This window comes from Flagellimonas olearia (genome assembly GCF_009184425.1).
Lineage (GTDB): Bacteria > Bacteroidota > Bacteroidia > Flavobacteriales > Flavobacteriaceae > Flagellimonas > Flagellimonas olearia.
The window spans coordinates 642,763-660,932 of sequence record NZ_WELG01000001.1; the positions used below are offsets into that span (position 1 = coordinate 642,763).

General features: G+C 44.1%; 17 protein-coding genes. 4 read left to right on the top strand and 13 right to left on the bottom strand.

Annotated features, from left to right (window positions below):
- Positions 1-57 precede the first annotated feature (57 nt).
- The 6 genes from F8C76_RS02640 to F8C76_RS02665 all read right to left on the bottom strand — a co-directional run bounded on the left by F8C76_RS02640 (position 58) and on the right by F8C76_RS02665 (position 4,793).
- A complete protein-coding gene (locus tag F8C76_RS02640; RefSeq protein ID WP_129656026.1) occupies positions 58-516 on the bottom strand; it encodes a pyridoxamine 5'-phosphate oxidase family protein in 459 nt (152 codons plus the stop codon).
- 10 nt (positions 517-526) lie between these two features.
- Positions 527-961 (bottom strand): nitrous oxide reductase accessory protein NosL, encoded by a 435-nt coding sequence (locus tag F8C76_RS02645; RefSeq protein WP_152130354.1) that lies wholly within the window; start codon positions 959-961, stop codon positions 527-529.
- A gap of 11 nt (positions 962-972) precedes the next feature.
- Positions 973-1,584 carry a hypothetical protein gene (locus tag F8C76_RS02650; protein ID WP_129656028.1) on the bottom strand — a complete coding sequence of 204 codons (612 nt, stop codon included), beginning with the start codon at positions 1,582-1,584 and terminating at the stop codon, positions 973-975.
- A gap of 126 nt (positions 1,585-1,710) precedes the next feature.
- Positions 1,711-3,663 (bottom strand): Sec-dependent nitrous-oxide reductase, encoded by a 1,953-nt coding sequence (gene nosZ, locus F8C76_RS02655; protein WP_129656029.1) that lies wholly within the window; start codon positions 3,661-3,663, stop codon positions 1,711-1,713.
- Positions 3,664-3,696: 33 nt separating this feature from the next.
- A complete protein-coding gene (locus F8C76_RS02660; RefSeq protein ID WP_152130355.1) occupies positions 3,697-4,278 on the bottom strand; it encodes a fasciclin domain-containing protein in 582 nt (193 codons plus the stop codon).
- Between the two features lie 5 nt (positions 4,279-4,283).
- Entirely contained in the window at positions 4,284-4,793 is a 510-nt protein-coding gene (locus F8C76_RS02665) for a c-type cytochrome (protein ID WP_152130356.1), read from the bottom strand.
- Between the two features lie 116 nt (positions 4,794-4,909).
- Here F8C76_RS02665 and F8C76_RS02670 point away from each other — a divergent pair, with 116 nt between their 5' ends.
- Entirely contained in the window at positions 4,910-5,095 is a 186-nt protein-coding gene (locus F8C76_RS02670; RefSeq protein ID WP_249042344.1) for a hypothetical protein, read from the top strand.
- 69 nt (positions 5,096-5,164) lie between these two features.
- Positions 5,165-5,479, top strand: a complete 315-nt coding sequence (locus tag F8C76_RS02675; protein ID WP_152130357.1) for a hypothetical protein — start codon at positions 5,165-5,167, stop codon at positions 5,477-5,479.
- Between the two features lie 378 nt (positions 5,480-5,857).
- Here F8C76_RS02675 and F8C76_RS02680 read toward each other — a convergent pair whose 3' ends face one another.
- The 4 genes from F8C76_RS02680 to F8C76_RS02695 all read right to left on the bottom strand — a co-directional run bounded on the left by F8C76_RS02680 (position 5,858) and on the right by F8C76_RS02695 (position 11,189).
- Entirely contained in the window at positions 5,858-7,099 is a 1,242-nt protein-coding gene (locus F8C76_RS02680) for a dipeptidase (RefSeq protein ID WP_129656032.1), read from the bottom strand.
- A 44-nt stretch (positions 7,100-7,143) separates the two neighbouring features.
- Positions 7,144-8,499: a hypothetical protein gene (locus tag F8C76_RS02685; protein ID WP_211372109.1), complete on the bottom strand. Its 1,356-nt coding sequence runs from the start codon at positions 8,497-8,499 to the stop codon at positions 7,144-7,146.
- Between the two features lie 205 nt (positions 8,500-8,704).
- Entirely contained in the window at positions 8,705-9,709 is a 1,005-nt protein-coding gene (locus F8C76_RS02690) for a DUF6340 family protein (protein WP_129656033.1), read from the bottom strand.
- A gap of 238 nt (positions 9,710-9,947) precedes the next feature.
- Positions 9,948-11,189: an MFS transporter gene (locus tag F8C76_RS02695; protein WP_313847390.1), complete on the bottom strand. Its 1,242-nt coding sequence runs from the start codon at positions 11,187-11,189 to the stop codon at positions 9,948-9,950.
- Between the two features lie 237 nt (positions 11,190-11,426).
- On the opposite strand from F8C76_RS02695, the gene F8C76_RS02700 reads away from it, so the two are divergent.
- The gene (locus F8C76_RS02700) at positions 11,427-13,616 is read left to right on the top strand and encodes a PAS domain-containing sensor histidine kinase (protein ID WP_152130359.1); all 2,190 of its coding nucleotides are present in this window, start codon (positions 11,427-11,429) and stop codon (positions 13,614-13,616) included.
- A 4-nt stretch (positions 13,617-13,620) separates the two neighbouring features.
- Positions 13,621-14,022 carry a response regulator gene (locus F8C76_RS02705; protein WP_152130360.1) on the top strand — a complete coding sequence of 134 codons (402 nt, stop codon included), beginning with the start codon at positions 13,621-13,623 and terminating at the stop codon, positions 14,020-14,022.
- Here F8C76_RS02705 and F8C76_RS02710 read toward each other — a convergent pair.
- From F8C76_RS02710 to F8C76_RS02720, 3 genes are all read right to left on the bottom strand, one after another.
- Entirely contained in the window at positions 14,019-16,229 is a 2,211-nt protein-coding gene (locus F8C76_RS02710; protein WP_152130361.1) for a carbohydrate binding family 9 domain-containing protein, read from the bottom strand. The two genes, F8C76_RS02705 and F8C76_RS02710, sit on opposite strands and share 4 nt — an antisense overlap.
- A 191-nt stretch (positions 16,230-16,420) precedes the next feature.
- Positions 16,421-17,311 carry a PorP/SprF family type IX secretion system membrane protein gene (locus F8C76_RS02715; RefSeq protein ID WP_152130362.1) on the bottom strand — a complete coding sequence of 297 codons (891 nt, stop codon included), beginning with the start codon at positions 17,309-17,311 and terminating at the stop codon, positions 16,421-16,423.
- A 30-nt stretch (positions 17,312-17,341) separates the two neighbouring features.
- The coding region (locus F8C76_RS02720; protein WP_170283963.1) for a gliding motility-associated C-terminal domain-containing protein at positions 17,342-18,170 on the bottom strand (829 nt) is incomplete at its 5' end.

Here is an 18,170-nt window from a genome sequence, read left to right on the forward strand (position 1 = left end):
GGAAACTTGAGATGCATGGTATATAATGAGTCTTTCTTAATTTGAATTGGGTGTGTTCTAGGTAAAATCCGTGACTGACTTTCCAGTCATTTGGTTTATTACAATGCAATAAACCACGGGCATTTCCTCTTCCTGCAACCTCCCTGAAAAATGACTTAAAAAATGGGGACGCTCGGCATTTTTAAGATCTATGGTTTCCTGTACGCCTTCGGCGAAATGTTTTAGATATTGCTTGGCGCGATTTCCCGTAAGTTCATGAAAGCAACCATGTACCTGTACCGATTCCCAATCGCGGAAGGACTTGATTCTATCTACTTGAAAGGAGACTTTGTTGCATTTTCTTAGGGCATTGATCCGATGCCCATTGGAGGCGAAACATAGAATACTCTTTTCATCCTTAAGAAAATAATACGTAGAAGGGATTACATACGGTTGGTTGTCGGCTATATAGGCCAGATGCCCCACATAATTGTCGGCCAAGAGTTGTTCACATTTTATAGGCTCCAAATCTGTCATTACGATTGTGTTACTGTTTAAACCTTTCTTTTATTTCCGCCCATGAATAAAGTTTACCTCCATTGGAGTCCAATACATATTGGGCAGCTTTTTTATTGGAGAATGCACTCAGAAAAGCTCCCATGGGGCTGGGAATGTTCTCACTGATCAAATAGGTGGTCTTTGTGGCATCCACCAGTTCACCGGGTTGGTCAAAATCATTGACCAGGAACAGGGCCAGGGTGGCTTGGTCCTCATCTTTCAAATGGTTCATCATACACTCAATGGCATCGAAGTTGAAGACCTTCCCTTTTTTGGTGACCAATTGAGCGGCATGTTGTTTGTCCACAATGGTCATGCTGCAATAGTGGCAGCCTACATGGCCATAATCAATGGATTTAGGGCCTACGGAACATGCAATGGTCAAGCAGAGCATGGTAAAGAGCGGTAGTACAAGATATTTCATAGTGATGGGGATTATTGTTCTTTTGCATTTTTCCAACCCCAAAAGCCAGCGGTCAAGGTGAGCATCATACCCACGAACATGAGCCAAGCTCCAGTGGAAGGCAAGGAGGTCACATCAAAATTGAGCATCTTCACATGCCCCAATAAAGGTGGTTTATAGGTCATCGGGGTGCCATCGGGATGGGTCAATTTCATAATGGCATTGGGGTCCAAGTTGGTGCCGTAATCCATCAACCACTCATTGAAATCGTACATGCCCAGCAAACCTAAAATGGACATGAGTACAAACCACCCCCAAAACCATTTGTAGCCCACTTTGTTGAAGTATCCCAGAATACCAATTACCACTCCAATTGCTACCATGATTCCGATAATAGTAGGGAAGGTTCCAAACTCCCACATATCTTCAACCTTGGGGAGGGTGTGCATGCCAATATAGTGGTTGAGACCATCAATGTTCTGGATGTCAAATTCGTTAACCCCCTTAAGACCGTTTATATGAATGTTCAAACCTAGGGGGTCCGGATACTGGGGAGCTCCCAACATGATATTCCAAAGTGGAAAAATGTACAATCCCAATAAGAAGAGAGGGCCAACCATCATTATTATACTTGCCTTTTTCATTTTTTTGATTTAAGGGTTACAAACTGAGAGTGTTTTTTTCAGAAGGGTTGATGAACTTCAATTTGTAAGGAAAAGCGGGCAGGTCATGGACACGGCCCGCTTTATTCAATGGTGACTCAATCCGAATTATTCACCAAGTGACCATTTGAGTTCCATATTGGAATTGGCAGGGGAAACCCGAACATATCCTTGCATTTCTTGGTGCAGGGCAGAACAGAAATCTGTGCAATAGAATGGCCATACCCCAACTTGTTTGGGTTCCCAGACCGAGGTTTTGGTCTGCCCGGGCATGATCAAAAGCTCGGAGGTGTTCTGACCTAGGATAGAGAAACCGTGAGGTACATCAAAATCCTGTTCGTGGTTGGTGATATGGAAATACACTTTGTCACCCACTTTAACACCTTCGATATTATCGGGGGTAAAGTGGCTACGGATCGTGGACATATACACATGGACCTCGTTGCCTTCCCGGACCACTTTTGAACCGTCGGGTGTGGTAACGGCAAAAGGATGCCTGTTTTCATCCAATCGATATATTTTTTTGGATTTTGGAGCCAAAAGCTCGGCTGGGCAACCTGCTGCATAATGAGGCTCACCATGGGTTGGAAAATCATAGATCAGTTCCATTTTGTCCCCAGAGATGTCATAGATCTGTGCAGAGTGCTCCATTTCAGGCCCAGTGGGCAAGTAACGGTCTTTGGTGATCTTATTCATGGCCACCACATATTTGCCAAAAGGTTTTCTGGAGTTGCCCCCTGGAATCATAAGGTGTCCTACGGAATAATAGGTAGGCTTTCTATCAATGACCTCCCAGGTGCCCAATTGCCATTTCACGACTTCAGATGAGATGAAGAAGGTGGTGTAGGCGTTTCCTTTACCATCAAACTCGGTATGAAGGGGACCAAGACCACCACTTTTTACCTGTCCGGCCAATACATCTTCAAATTTCAAGATGGGAATGCCATAGGCATCTCCGTCAAACTTTTGACCTTCAATGGCGGCAATCATTTTGTCAAAGGAGTGTACGGTCAAGTCTGCGGATAGTTTTCCGTTTCCAATAATGTATTGTCCTGTTGGATCCACATCACATCCATGGGGCGATTTTGGAGTGGGCAGAAAATAAACTGCTCCGGGCACTTTGGTAGGATCTATAGTCAAAACTTCTTTTCGCATTGTGGTTGTGCCCATGTGTGAATGCTCATCATATACATTGTGGGCATAGTTGGCGGGCATTTTGGTCCCTCCACCATTGTTTACATATTCCTCGATTTTTTTCCAGTTTATGGCTGCAATAAAATCCTTGTCATTTTGAGATGCATTTACTTCCAAAAGGGAGTTGGCTTCTTCTGTGTTATAGGTGGTAAAAAAGAACCAACCATGGGATTTTCCCCTACCGGGATGCGAAAGATCATAGTTGAACCCAGGCATCAGTAATTGGAACTTTATGGCCATATGGCCATGTTCCGGATCTACACTGATGAAGGTAAGTGCGCCCTTAAAGTTTCCTTTGTATTCATTGATCGGCATATCCCGTTGAGGTACGGGAACGGCAAAACGGGTACCGGCCACAACATATTCGGTATTCTCTGTAATAAATGAAGAACTGTGGTTCCCTGCACTATTGGGAACTTCAATGATCTCTGCAGTTTCAAAGGTGCTCAAGTCAACCCGTGCAATCCTTGGGGTGTTGTTGCCGTTTATGAATATCCAACGACCGTCCAATTCTCCATTGGTCTGTGAAATATCAGGATGGTGGGCATCGTCCCAAGGCACAAAACCATGGGAGGTGTTCAGCATGGGTTTTGTTTCTTCGGAATATCCATATCCAGAGGTTGGAAACTGGGAGAAAACAGGAATTTCTTTGAACATTCTTCCAGAAGGTAGTCCATAAACGGTAAGGTTACCGCTGTATCCGCCCGATAGGAAGGCATAGTATTCGTCTTGCTCCCCAGGAGCAACATATACTTTTTCGGCGGCACTCGATGAAAGCGCCCCATTTGAACTTTTGTTCTGTTGACCACAGGAAGACATTATCAGGGCCGCTCCAATAGTCATTATTAGATAGGAATGAATTTTCATTGTATTAGGATTTATTAGTTTTTTTGGGTTGCGTTATTGAGTAGGGGGCAGGATAACCTTGTCCACTACATGTACAATTCCATTTCCAGCTGGGATACTGGCAATTATCTTGGCACCACCAACAAGGACTTCATCTCCTTGGACTATCACGGAGACATTTTGATCATTGGCCTGTCCCAGTTTTTTGAAGTTTTTTAAAAAGTCTTTGGAGTAGTTGCCTGGGGTGACGTGGTACTTGAGAATATTGGCAAGGGTAGCTTTGTTCTCGGGCTTTAATAGGTCTTCAACGGTACCTGCTGGCAGGGCCTCGAAAGCACTATTGGTAGGGGCAAATACCATAAGAGGGCCTGCGTTGACCAGGGCGTTTTCAAGCTCTGCTGCCTGTACTGCTGCGACCAACGTACTGTGGTCAGGTGATCCAATGGCAATCTGTAATACATTTGGGGTAGATCCATCATCTTCAATAAAGGCCTGTCCCTTGTTGTTTTCCAGAATGGCCTCGGTATCATTTTGGCCGGAGGCTGTGGTGTCGTTCTGGGCTCCGTTTTTACAACCGCTGTTAAGTGCGAGCAATAAAAATAGCCCCATTGTACTGAGTTTAATGGTTGATTTCATATGTTTTATTTTAAGGTCCTGAAGTATTCTAGAACGGCCCGGGCCTGATCTTCGGTAAGCCCTTGGTTGGACATGGGCGATCCGTTGAACTCCTGGAGGAGGTCCCTTGCCAAAGGGTCTTGTTGAACCATTTCCTGAGGGTTCAAAATCATGTTCATGACCCATTCCGGAGTTCTTCTTTCCAATATTCCATTGGGAGGAGGGCCAATGAACTTTTTGCCAATTCTATGACAGGCCAGACACATTTGATCGTAGACCTCCTTACCTTTGGAAGCCATCTCCTGATCAATTTCAGGCGCCAATGTTACTGATTTGATCGGCCCCACTCCCTTAGTGGTTAAATCTACCCGTTCAGATGCTTTGTCGCTAGGGGTATTGGCTTCAATGGGCTGTTCTGTGGAAGTTTTTTTCCGTTGAACACTAAAGCCCTCATCTTTTTTTTCTTCTTTTTTTCCTCCACATCCAATCATGAGCATCGCAAAGAGCAGGATTATACTTTTCACTATCGTTTTCATATGATTATTGGTTAAAATTCTGGTTCAAATGTATATAGGGCTACCAGTCTATAACATGATATAAGTCATAAAAAGGATAAAAATATCTTTTAATCCTTGTTTGGCATGTAAGGGATATGCTTTCCAATTCGTTCAAATATGCAATAAAGGGGGTACTGTATCTGGCTTTACATTCCAATGAGAACCATAAAATCATGGTGAGGGACATTTATAGAGTGATTCACGTACCGGAAGCTTACTTGGCCAAATTATGGCACAATGGTGTTGAAACCAACCTGACCGATGGGGGAAGGGGGGCTTAGGCATATGCTATAGACATTGACGGTGAGGATATTTATGTGGCTGGCACCGAGTTCAAAAGTGGTGCTTTAGTGGCAAAAGTTTGGAAAAATGGACTGGCAACGGATCTAACAAATGGCTCGTACAATGCATATGCCACAGAATACCCGGTTTTCAATAATGTGATAAATAAGGTTATAGGTCAATTTGTAGTGGAACCAATGCTTAAAGTTGAAGGTTCGGACAAAGTTCATGTTGTACTGGGAAAGAAAGGAGATGCCACTTTAATTCATTTGATCAACTCATCGGGGGAACATTTCAACAAGAATGTCCTTGCCTATGATGGGCTCAGGCCAACCCCAAATTTAAAGGTGACACTTAATCCGATTAGAAGCCAAAGAAGATAAAACTGCAACCAAGTAACGAAGCTCTAAAGTTTACGTATAAAAATGGCTTGATTGAAATTCAAGTACCCGCAGTTGAAGTGTATGATATAATTGAAACAGAAAACTAAAAGCTGGAGAATATAGCTGTGATTGGGTGAAATTCTTTCCTCAATAAAGATAAATAGATGCTGATGGGATGTCCCTTCTTAATTCCCTTCAGTTGAAGTTTGGTTTAGTTTAGTTGGTTTAAAACGGATCTTACGATCCGTTTTATTTTTTACAGGGGTTACATATGTACTAATTCAATTAAGATAAAAACCTTCGTGCATCAACAAATGTATTCACAGAGAAAAAGATAGCATTCCATTAATTGATTGTATCAATTTTCCGCTCTTTCCACTATCCTCCGGTTACCTCCCGTATCACACGAAGCCAGTTGAGACCTAGGATTTTTTTGATTCGTTCATCGCTATAACCCAGCCTTTGCATGGCCATAGTGATTTGTGGAAAGTCACTGATGTCTTTGATTTCACGGGGCAACTCGGGACCACCATCCAGATCGGAACCTATGGCCATATGATCTTCGCCAACCAAGTTCACACCATAATCAATGACCTTGGCCAGTTGATCTACATGCATCCAGTATTCATCAGGAATAGTTCCCTTGAAGTTTAAAGGAACTTCTTTGGCAACTGCCCTATCTGCTTCCTCAAGGGTCTTTGCAAAATCCTGTACCGAGGACGGAGTGGTCTCATTTGCGGCTTTTTGCTGCCAGCCAAAATATTTTGGATTGTTGAAAAGACTGCCAAAGTGAATGCCGATCACACCTCCCTTTGCTGCGACCGCTTTAGCTGCCTCATCCGTAATACAACGAGGGTGGTTCACAATACTATAGAATCCACCGTGGCTGTAGGTCACTGGATGTTTACTGGCCTCAACCGTCTGCAGGATGGCATCATTGGAGGCATGGGCAACATTGATGACCATGCCAAGCCTGTTCATTTCTGCAATGACTTCTTTCCCAAGATCATTGATTCCGCCCCAACGGCTCACATCGTTACAGGTGTCGATAAAGGCATTGGTCGTATTATGTGCCGTTAATTGCATAGACCTAAGCCCTAATCGATGAAGCGCTTGGAGTAAAAGGATGTCGCCATCAAGGTCATAACCACCTTCCAAATCCAGAAAAGCGGCCATTTTCCCTTTTTTATTGATACGTTCTATATCGGAAGCATTGAGGGCCAATTCGATGACGTCGTTGTTCTTTTCAATCTGCTCCAATGCAAGATTGATCACACGAAAGGTGTTTTTGGTCTCCAGTCTCCCGGGATAATAATGTTCTGGGGTATATACGGAGAAGAACATGGCATCAAGGCCACCTTCTTTGGCCCTGGGAAGGTCCACGGTACCATCCGAATAACGCTGCCCTATGTCGGTCCCCATCAACAGTTCACGGGTCATTACATGGGTGTGTCCATCCATAACAAAAGCATTCCGATGTAGCTCGGGCATGGTTTGTTGGTCAAAGTCCAAAGGTATTTTGCTCCCTACTGCAGGAGTGGACAATAAGGATGTTATGGGAAAAACGCTTCCCGCCAAAGGAAGCATGGATAAACTCTTTACTAGTTCTCTTCGTTGCATATGTGTATTACTTTGGTATCAAATAATCATTATTGGGTCTTGCACTATTCGCTAAAGCCTCTTATGTATGGTCGGCTTGGTGGCCGTTCCCCCGTATTGAATTGCGCTCCCCGAGTAGTGTGGTATTTCATATTGAGTACCGGGGTTTCAATGCGGCGACCTACTGGGGAATATTGGCTATTCTCCCAATTGGACTCCATATAATGGTTTACAATGCCGGTGGATAACAATAGACGCTCTGCATTGAAAGGCTCCTTTTTGGTTACCATCATCTCGGTAATCCAGTGCGGTTGGGCATTGGAGGCATGATATTGGTCAAAAGGGCCTGCCCAACCCAGCATGGAGATGATAGTAGGGTCGTTTTGCCCCTCAATTTCTCCGGCATAGGTCCATCCCACACCTCGGCCTCCAATAACAGCGGCCATAGTGCCATCATTATATTCTATAAGGCACATATTGGTTTGCGGATGCTGTTGAAAATGTCCGGCTTCCAATTCAAATTTTTTCTCCACGGAACCTAAGAGTTTGCTGGCCCATGGGGTGTTTTCCACCCATTTCCAGGTTTCCGGACCGCGTATGGATTGAACGGACTTTACACCTGTCTCTCCTCCCTTACGGCGTTCCACAAAGGCTTGCAGTACATCAATGGCATGGAAAATGGCACCTTCATCGGAAGTCCCACCAAGTACGATCGAATGTTTTATGGGAGTGTCCACGGGAAGGTCCTTTGCAGGTGTCCTATAATAAATAGGTATGGAAGAACCTCCGGTCAATGGAAAGTTGAGTTCGCGCGATTTGTCGAACATCCACTTGGCTTCGTCCCAATTATAGGAAAGGTGCTTGTCATTAAAAATGGGAACTGAACGGTTGCTCCGCTCAAAAACCCGAATAACTTGATTGTAGATCCACCAACGGGGTAAAAGCCAATGGCCTTTAAGGTCCGTAGGATAATTTCCATGTTCCCCAACGATGACCACACCGTCCACCGCAAGTTCATCACCACCAAGGGTAACAGCTTCCCCTACAGTATCAAAAATGGGAATGCCCTTGGCTTTGCATATTTTCTGGCCCAGGCCACTTTCCTTAAGTTGGTGGATGTAAACGGAAACCACCTCCACGCGCGACTCCATATAGGCACCTTGCCACCAATAGCCATCCAACAACTTGGTGAAAATCCAATCTGCATGCGATCGGGTCGCGGCCCAATAGGTGGTAAGACATGCAATACGCACCTTTTTTTGTGGCTGCATTGGAATGGCACTGGAAGTAAGGCCCATTAGTGCCGCTAAACCGGCCATTCCGGTCAGTCCCATTGCTTCGCGACGTGTAAAATGTGTTTCTGTGGTTGGGCATGAATCAGCCGCCCCGGCTTTAATTTCGAGCTGTTTCTTTGCTTTCATGGTTAAGGTTATCTTGTAAATTCTATGAAGTGACTGTAGTATTTCATCATTGCCTACAAGTTACTTATAATTCATGGTAACCTTTCAAAAAAGAAACAAATTGTTTGTTACAATTCCTTGTGTTTAAGTGTTTATTAGTTGAATTAAATTGATTACGAAAGCTTTTTGATGCAAAGGCATGTTAGCTACATGATATATTCAAAAGCTATAGTTCCCAACGCTTTCTCCTTAATAAAACTTTGGCGTAGTCGCGTGCCATTTTATCTCCATAATCTTGATAGGATTTTTGGGCCCATTGCAAGGCAAGGTCGGTATTTCCCAAAACTTCATGGGCAACGGCAATATTATAGGCTGCCCTTCCGGCCGATTTACTGGATCGGTCATTGGCAATTTCTGTCCAGATCTCTATGGCTTCTTGCCAATTGGCCACCTCGGTTCTTCTCCAGCCAGCATCGAATAAGGACTTGTCCCGTCCCTTTCCTTTTTTGTACATATCCCGTCTAACCCTATAGAAGCTAGGGAAGAGTCGACTGGTATAGTCCAAACCAGCGGCATAAGCTGTTTCTGGTAGAGCGGTAAAGGGGATGGCTCCGTTCACGAGATCAAAATCCATTAAATGGGTTTGTTGAAACTGATCAATAATGGTTTTTTGCTCTGGGTCGTAGAGTCTCCAATAGCTTTTTACATTTACCCGGGCACGTCTGGGTATCCGCCCACTCGCTTTACCGGTTTGTAATACGGAAGTAACCTGTTCCACGGCTGTGTTCAATACAAAGTCCGAGTTGGAGTCAAAGGTTTCCAAGACTAAAAGTACATCTGCATCCGTTTCGGCGCATATTTCATCCACGGTCTCCCAGCTCAATACTTCCGGGGTGAGTCTGGTTCCGGTACCGGGCAATCGAGTAGTGGAAGGAATTACGACCCTATATGGCCCTCTATTTTGAAGCCCTTCGAAAACTCCTTTGATGGCTTCATCCGAGGCCAACTTGTCCGACCCCAGGATTTCTCCGGTAGCAATGGACTCCAAGGTTTTATTGGATGCATCCTCTTCTTTGGTAAGGGAACGGTTCACCACGGCAATGTCATCTATGCCCTGAGGCAAAACCAATTGTGGTTCCTGTGGGTAATCCAAGTGAACATATCCGGAACTGGCACAAGAAACCAAACAAATGCTAACTAGAAAACTGGCAAAAAGTTGAGGCTTTTTCATAATTGTAAGAATTTGGGAAAGAACCTAAAACAACAAACATGCCAAAAAAGACAGTTGCGGACTTCCCATATCCTGTAACGCTATGGAACCTCTTTTATTTTAAGGGGTTATCCTTTGGTATAGCCCCGAATCAATGGAGTTTTGTGGATGGAAAAAGAGTACAATAAGCACAAAGAAAGAAAGTTCTGTTCTTCTTTTTAGATGTAATCATATTGCAAACATGGCTTTTGGTAAAGCCTCAAGTGCAAAGAGATTCCTTTCTCTTTTTTTCTTCCATTTTATGACTGTATACAATAGCAATTCCAATACATGCTCCTATACTGGCCAATATGGCCCCAACCACACTTGCGTAGTTTACAGGTAGTCCAAAAACCATGGGAAGACCTCCCAAATAGGCACCAGATGCGTTACCCATGTTAAAAGCACTTTGGTTCATGGAAGACCCCAGTTTTTCCGCTCCTTTAGCTGCTTTGATAATGGCGATTTGAATGGGTGCGGTTATTGAAAAGGTAATGATGCCTATAATGAAGCTTATAATAAAAATAGCGATGTTGCTACTGGCAAAAAATGAATTTGTCAAAAGAATGGTAGCCATGCACAGTAAACTAATGACCACAGACTTTTCTGGCGAAAAGAAGTCCACCATTCTGGCTCCCAAAAAATTTCCTACGAACATACCCACACCTGCAACAATCATAATATAACCTACATAGGCCTCGGGTAATTTGGTCACGGTAATGACCAAGGGGGCAATATAGCTGTACCAAGCAAAAAAACCACCTGTTCCAATGGTCGTCAATGCTATTAAGGCCCAAAGTTTTTTGCTTCGTATTCCAGAAGAGGTCTCTTGGGAGGCCATAGTCTCCGATTTTTCCAAAGATTGCTTGGGCATCCAGTAGTGTAAACTGGTTAGTGTGGCAATACCAGCAATCCCCACAAGCATAAAAGAAAAACTCCAATGCCACTCTTGGCCAATGTAGGTGCCCAAAGGCACACCTATCACATTGGCAATGGTTAGCCCAGAGAACATAATCGCCATGGCCTGGGCTGCCTTTCCTGGTTTGGCTAGGTAACCGGAAACCACCGCACCGATACCAAAAAAGGCTCCATGGGGCATTCCGGACAAAAAGCGGAACAATAGCATAACCCAATAGTTTTCTGAAAACGCGGATAGCGTATTGAAAACGGTAAACCAAATCATCAAGAACAACAATGATTTTTTTGGAGAAAGTTTCCCAATGAGTTTGGCCATAAAGGGAGCTCCCACCACAACACCTAAAGCATAAATGGCGATAAAGTGTCCAGCCTTTGATATTGAAATATCCATGGAATCCGCAATGTTGGGCAAAATTCCCATGATTACAAATTCTGTTAAACCAATCCCAAACCCACCAACGGCTAAGGATAATAGGGCTTTTGTGTTTGTTGAATTTGAAGACTGATCCAAATTTGCACTTTTAAGGTTGTAGTTAAGTAGCAAAGGTACGTGGTAATGGTTAAAGGCATTGCAAGCATCTTTACTTAATTCTGTATTGATTTATCAAGTAAAGGCATTAAAAATGGATTCGGGTAGGGGGTGTAATTTTTTTTCGGAAGAGATGGAGATTAACACAGAGTGTGAATACTAGCTCAGTTTTTTTTGTCGTTATTGTAAGTAGCGACGACAACCTATTAGCGACATTTTTCCTAAATTTAATATCATAACTTAACGTACTGCATGACGATTGATCAATCTCTGTTTCAAAGGACCCCCGTTCCAATAGCGTTATTGGATACCCAATTAACTTTTGTGGATTTTTCAGACCGATGGTTGAATCACTTCGGGCTATCCCGGAGTACCATGGGCAAACCTTTTTTTGAATCCATGCCAAAATTGCCTGAAGAGCTTAAACTGGACATCGGTTATTGCCTGGAAGGGGTTAGTTTCAGGACGGATACCATGAGAGTGATTTTGGAAAATGGTGATAGTGTATGGTACGAATGGAAGATAGATGCGATAAAGGACGAAGATGACGTGGTCAATGGATTGATTTTGGTTTTGGAAGATATCTCCGAGAGAAAATTGGACGAGGCCCATTTGATAAAATCCCAGCAAGTGGCACGGATAGGGGGTTGGGAAGTTGAACTTGTGAACAATACCATTTATTGGTCCAGTATTACCCGGGAGATCCATGAAGTGCCAAATGACTATATTCCCAACCTTAAAGATTGGATATTTTTCTTTAAAGAAGGCTTTAGTCGGGACACTATAACAAAGTTGGTACAGGCGGGTATTGAGCATGGAACGGCTTGGGACACGGAACTCCAAATTGTTACGGCCAATGGAAGGGAAGTTTGGGTAAGGGCCATAGGCGAACCCGAAATGATGGATGGCAAATGTGTTCGGATCACCGGAACCTTTCAGGATATTGAAAGGCGCAAAAAAGCTGAAATCGAGCACAAAAATGTGAGTGAGCGATTGACGTTGGCCACAAAATCCGCTGGAATAGGAATATGGGAATACGATATCCAGAACAACGAAGTATTCTGGGATCCTAATATGTATATCCTTTATGGTATAGAAGCATCCGATTTTGCGGGAGTGTATGAAGCGTGGCAAGCCAGCGTCCTTCCAGAAGATTTGGAAAAAACCTCCCAAGCAGTGCAGGATGCCATAGAGGGAAAAAAGGATTTCAACACCACATTTAGAGTGAAATGGCCCAATGGGCAAGTCCGCTGGATAAAGGCCGAGGCCACAGTCATTAGAAATAAACAAGGCACGGCCTTACAAATGATAGGAATCAATACGGATGTAACCGAATTGAAAATTGCCCAATTACAATTGGTCACCAGTGAAGAGTCGCTCCAAGGTGCTTTTGAAAACTCTTCGGTGGGTATGGCGTTGGTTGGGATGGATGGTACATTCATTCAAGTGAACCAAAGTTTTTGCCGCAGCTTGGGCTACACCAATTCGGAACTATTGCGATTGACCTTTCAGGATATTACCCATCCGGATGATCTGGAAATAGATTTGTCCTTGCTACGCGAAGTTGTGGAAGGAAAAAGATCTACCTATCAAATAGAAAAACGCTATTTTGATAAAAAAGGGCAGTTGGTATATGTGCTTTTAACAGTCACTTCGGTAAAGAAAATTGATGGGGAAATCTCCCATTTTATATCACAGATCGTGGATATTTCATCTCGAATCAATGCAGAAAAGAAGCTAAAGGGATTGTTGCAGTTGACCACCAACCAAAACAATAGCCTTCTCAATTTTGCACATATAGTTTCGCATAATTTGCGTTCCCACGCAGCAAATCTTACTATGATCAGTGAGTTCCTTTTGGATGACACCTTGGGTCAGGAAGAGCGAAAGGATACATTGACCATGTTGGGCAGGGCTTCCCATGGGCTCAATGAGACCATTGCCCACCTTAATGAAGTGGTGCAGGTAAAACTGGAAACCGAAAAGAAATTAAAGGTAGTCCCGCTGCGGAAAACAGTGGATAAGATTTTGATAGATGTGAATGCCTTGATCAATGAGAACAAAATTCGGGTCAAGGTCAATGTTCCAGCTGAAATGCAGGTAAAAGGGGTAGCGGCCTATATGGAGAGCATTATCTTAAACCTAGTGACCAATGCCATTAAGTACCGAGACCACCAAAAGGAATGTGCACTTACCATCCATGCTATTAACCAGGGACAGTACATTGAATTATTGGTGGAGGACAATGGACTCGGAATTGACTTGGAAAGATATGGCCAAAAGCTGTTCGGGATGTACAAAACCTTCCATGGTAACAAAGATGCCCGGGGTATTGGACTTTTTATCACTAAAAACCAGATAGAGTCCATGGGTGGGCGCATAGAGGTTGAAAGTGAAATCAATATAGGAACAAAGTTTAGGGTGAAACTATTAAAAGCATAAAACCATGAGCCAGTTGCAAAGTGCTTGTATTGTAGATGATGATCCCATACACTTATTCGGGATGAAGGTCTTGATGAAGAGGTTGGACTTTTCCAATGAGGTTTTGGTATTCCAAAATGGGCAAGAGGCCATAGATGGTCTTTTGGATAGGTTGGGGGCTGGAAAACTATTGCCTTCGGTCATTTTTTTGGACTTGAACATGCCCATCAAAGACGGTTGGGGCTTTCTGGACGACTTTGTGAAAATACCCCATCACAATAGGGAAAAGGTCACCATTTATGTGGTCAGTTCATCCATACATCCTCACGACCAAGAGCGTGCCAAAAACTACGAGGTGGTAGGGAACTACATCATTAAACCCCTTAACGAACAGGAGCTAAAACAAGTTTTAATCGCAAAAAACTAGAATTGTTTTAAGAAATTGATTTTTACAATGGCCTGTTGTTCGGTTTGATTTCCGTAAAGGGTCTCATTGAAATCCCGATCATTGAACACCAAATACACAAAAGACAGCGGGCTGTATTCCCATGAAAAACGGATATTGATATTGGTAAGGTCGTTTTCCGTATTCTTTTGAAGAAAGCCAGAAAGTTGGACCCTTGGGTTCAAGGCCAAACGGGATTCCAAACTGAACAGATCCACATTTTTGCTGATACTGCCCGTTCCTACACCCTCAAATTCAATTCGGTTAAAGCTTCCGCCCAAGGAAATATGGGGAAGGGGAGAGTATCCTATCTGTGCATTGTACGAGGTTAAATCCCCATCAAAATAGCTTCCCCATTCTATCTCACCACCAAAATTGAGTTTTTTGGAAGGGTCGCTATTCCCAAAAACCGAATGCTGCACATAATCATATTCACCCATAGGCACGGATAGGCCCAATGGGGTAAAGGTTTCGGTCAGGTTTTGAAAAAAGCTGGTAATTTCATAGCCAAAATTACCCCCATTCTGAAGATTGAGATACAATGGATTTCCGGTCAACTGGCGCTCGATCAATTTGCCCGTGGAGGCTTGGTGATAAAACTGGGCATGCGCACTGGGTTCATAGGCGCGCAACCATTGTTTGAAAGGCATCTTCTCACCTCGAAAGAACCGAGTGACTCCAGGTGTTGTTCCGATAACATCACTTCTGGAGACAAATCCCATTTCCGGACTGAAATCCTTGGTGATCACGGATTGGGTCCACCATGCTTTCCACTTGTTGGAAGTGTAATAATATTGGGCAATACCCGAAAAACCACCACCACCTATTTCAGTGTTTCCGGAGTAGCTCAAAAGGGCGTTGATGGAATGGGGTTCCCCCAAACGTATAAAGGCATCTACCGTACCGGTAATATTGGTGTTCTCCGAACTGTTCTTGGCAGTCATCAATGCTCCAATACGATTCTGTTTTCCAAAATTCTCCGAGTATCTTCCCACCAAGAAATTGGTTCCGGATATGGTTGAATTTCCTGCTTGGCGGATGTAGATTCCGCCATAATTCCTTCGCGAAGCCCTATGTACAAAACGTCCTCCAACATCAATGGGGAGTGGATTCCCTTCGCCGTCAAGACCAATACTTCTACTAAAAAATGGCTGCACTACCATGGATCCGCCCTGTGAGCGATCACCTGGGCCCACATTGATTCCAAAAAGGGAAGCATTCTCCAGAAAAAACTGTCGGCGTTCCGGGAAGAAGACCGAAAAACGACTGATATTGTTCACCTGTCGGTCAACATCAGCTTGGGCAAAATCAGTGTTCACGGTAATGTCCAAAACATTGTTGGGGTCAATGGCCCATTTAAATTCGCCCCCCGCTTTCACATCCGTATTCTCATCTTCAATATCGGGGTTGTTTCCTTTATATCGATTATAGGAGGTGAGGAGATAAGGCTTTACTTGGATATTGGGCGTTGGCGGAGGTGGTTTAAGGTTGGTAAGCCTTCCTGCATAATCCATTCTCGCCGCACTGAACGAACGTGGAAATGGGGAGAAAGCGGTAATCTCATTGGTCAATCTTCGGTTGCGATACAATTGAAAGCCCCATATTTGAGTGGGGTCATCGGTCTTGGGATATCTTAAAGTCTTCCATGGAATGGCAATTTCGGCAATCCAACCTTTGTCCGTTCGGGTAGTCCGGGTAGTCCATCTACCATCCCATTCAATATCGTAGTACATGGCATCAAACGATAGGTAGTCCCGTTGTACACCATAGGGGTTGACCACAATGGACATGGCATTTCGCTCGTCATTGAACCCGTCAAAACATAAGGTTACCAAATCATGGGTCCTAAAGTTAAAATCGCGTTTGAAATCCGTGGCACGAATGGCTTTTTTTCCCAATGAATCCTTGCAGAAAATCCCAAAATACAGATTGTCTTCGTCAAAGAGCACCTTGATTTCGGTATCGTGATTGGGAGCTTCACCTTGATAAGGGTCTACCTGGGTAAACCTGGGGTGGGGCTTGGTTTTTGCCCAATCTGCTTCGTCCAGAACACCGTCCACTTTGATGGGACCTGAAGTCTCCATGGCTTCCAGCTTATTTTTATTGGGATTGGGTTTAAAAATTTCTACATCTTGGGAATAGGTCGTTAGGCTAACGAGAAAAAAGAACAATACGTAAAGGCGCTGCATTTTTGCAATTTGGTTGAATGCTGGCAAAGCTAAAAAAAAGGATGAGGTACGCGCTAAAAATCTTGTTAGATATTACGGTATTGGGCATTAAGTTGTGAAACTCTTAGTAAGAATAAGAAAACATAAGAAAATCCATAAAAAAATGCCCCACCTTGGATGGGGCATTTTTCAAGTATACATGGAATTTGATTTTACATACGCAATCGCATGAAGAGTTCATGGGTATTGTTGTCCAGCCCGTCAATGGAATTCTGGATGGAGGTCTCATAGGCATATCCCAAGTTGAAACCGTTGCTCACATTGAAGAGTACAAGTCCACTGATACTCTCATCATGGCGGTAAGAGGCTCCAAATTCAAATCGCTCCCCAAAGTCCAAGATACCGGTGACCTCCAAGGATATGGGAGAGGCATCTACATATCGGAACATCCCCATGGTCTTTAGGTCCAAGGTTTTGCCCAAGAAAAAACTATAGCCTCCACTGAGGTAGGCATGCATACGGTCTGCACCCAAGTACGCATTGCCATCCCGTTCCTGTAATCTATCCGGAGTGAGGAGTTTGGGGGACGAGAGCGATACAAAGTATCTGTCGTGCTTCAGGTAGGCCCCAGCACCCACATTTGGGGTAAACCTACTTTCATAGTTCATGAGGGCACCATCCTGTCCCACACCGTAGGTGACCAAACCATCGGTATTGGCATCATAAGAATTGGCACTACCCTTGATGCCAAAATAAAGGCGATGGTCTTCATCCAATTGGATGAAATACGAAATGTCTATGGCCACCCATGTCTGTTGTTCTATAAAGGTACGGTCATTGAGAATGGACGCTCCCACTCCCAAATTCTTTCCCATGGGCATGCCAAAAATAGCACTTTGGCTCTCTGGGGCACCCTCTATACCGGCCCACTGGCTCCGGATTCCCAATGAGAATTCGGCAGCCTCCGAGCTTCCGGCAAAAGCCGGATTGTATATGTTCATGTTATACTGGTAAAATGTATAGTTGGGGTCTTGTTGGGCACTCACCGTTGCGGTAAAAGCCATGGCCGCCAACAGTATCTGTAATTTATTAATTAGGTTCATGTTTGTATTGTGTGTTTTTTGTTGTTGCGATTAATAGTTGATAAAGATCCAGCCTTGCAATGGAGCACTTCCATCACCCAAATCGATGATGTACAGGTACGATCCCGCAGGAAGCTTTTCATTTCTGCTTTTATAGAATCCTTCCCAGTTATTACGATAGGACTGCGTAGCGAACACTTCGTGGCCCCATCGGTTGTAAACCGATACTCTGTTGTTAGGGTAATTATCAATCCCTGGAATGACCCAAGCATCATTGTTACCGTCACCATTTGGTGTAAAGGCCTGAGCGGGAACTAAAGAAGGTTCATCACTTGTTGGAAAGGCATCGTCACCATCCACAACCCCATCGTTGTCATCATCGTCATCCAAACTGTCGGGAATACCGTCACCATCTGTATCCAATGGAATGCTTGAAGCATCGGTTGGGTCTGTTCCCTGCTCTAGTTCAAGCTCATCGGAATACCCATCTCCATCATCATCGGTATCCGCATTGTTTCCAATGCCATCTCCATCGGTATCGGTGGTTTCCGAAGCGTCATTAGGGAAATCATCCTCGCTATCTGGAATGCCATCGTTGTCATCGTCATTATCAACGTTATCTCCTAGACCATCACCATCGTTGTCGATATCGGTGATACCATCATTATCGTCATCGTCATCAGCATTGTCTCCAACGCCATCTCCGTCCGCATCAGCATCCTCGTTCGGATCTAGTGGGAAGGCATCCTCATCATCTGGAGTGCCATCATTGTCGGCATCGTCATCGGCATTGTCACCGGTTCCGTCACCATCGGTATCGGTATCCTCGGTCGGGTCTTTCGGGAAATCGTCATTGATGTCCAAGGTACCATCACCGTCA

Coding starts and splice junctions, on each gene's coding strand:
- F8C76_RS02640 (WP_129656026.1), bottom strand. CDS start 516: ATGACAGATTTGGAGCCTATAAAATGTGAACAACTCTTGGCCGACAAT.
- F8C76_RS02645 (WP_152130354.1), bottom strand. CDS start 961: ATGAAATATCTTGTACTACCGCTCTTTACCATGCTCTGCTTGACCATT.
- F8C76_RS02650 (WP_129656028.1), bottom strand. CDS start 1,584: ATGAAAAAGGCAAGTATAATAATGATGGTTGGCCCTCTCTTCTTATTG.
- nosZ (WP_129656029.1), bottom strand. CDS start 3,663: ATGAAAATTCATTCCTATCTAATAATGACTATTGGAGCGGCCCTGATA.
- F8C76_RS02660 (WP_152130355.1), bottom strand. CDS start 4,278: ATGAAATCAACCATTAAACTCAGTACAATGGGGCTATTTTTATTGCTC.
- F8C76_RS02665 (WP_152130356.1), bottom strand. CDS start 4,793: ATGAAAACGATAGTGAAAAGTATAATCCTGCTCTTTGCGATGCTCATG.
- F8C76_RS02670 (WP_249042344.1), top strand. CDS start 4,910: ATGCTTTCCAATTCGTTCAAATATGCAATAAAGGGGGTACTGTATCTG.
- F8C76_RS02680 (WP_129656032.1), bottom strand. CDS start 7,099: ATGCAACGAAGAGAACTAGTAAAGAGTTTATCCATGCTTCCTTTGGCG.
- F8C76_RS02685 (WP_211372109.1), bottom strand. CDS start 8,499: ATGAAAGCAAAGAAACAGCTCGAAATTAAAGCCGGGGCGGCTGATTCA.
- F8C76_RS02690 (WP_129656033.1), bottom strand. CDS start 9,709: ATGAAAAAGCCTCAACTTTTTGCCAGTTTTCTAGTTAGCATTTGTTTG.
- F8C76_RS02700 (WP_152130359.1), top strand. CDS start 11,427: ATGACGATTGATCAATCTCTGTTTCAAAGGACCCCCGTTCCAATAGCG.
- F8C76_RS02705 (WP_152130360.1), top strand. CDS start 13,621: ATGAGCCAGTTGCAAAGTGCTTGTATTGTAGATGATGATCCCATACAC.
- F8C76_RS02710 (WP_152130361.1), bottom strand. CDS start 16,229: ATGCAGCGCCTTTACGTATTGTTCTTTTTTCTCGTTAGCCTAACGACC.
- F8C76_RS02715 (WP_152130362.1), bottom strand. CDS start 17,311: ATGAACCTAATTAATAAATTACAGATACTGTTGGCGGCCATGGCTTTT.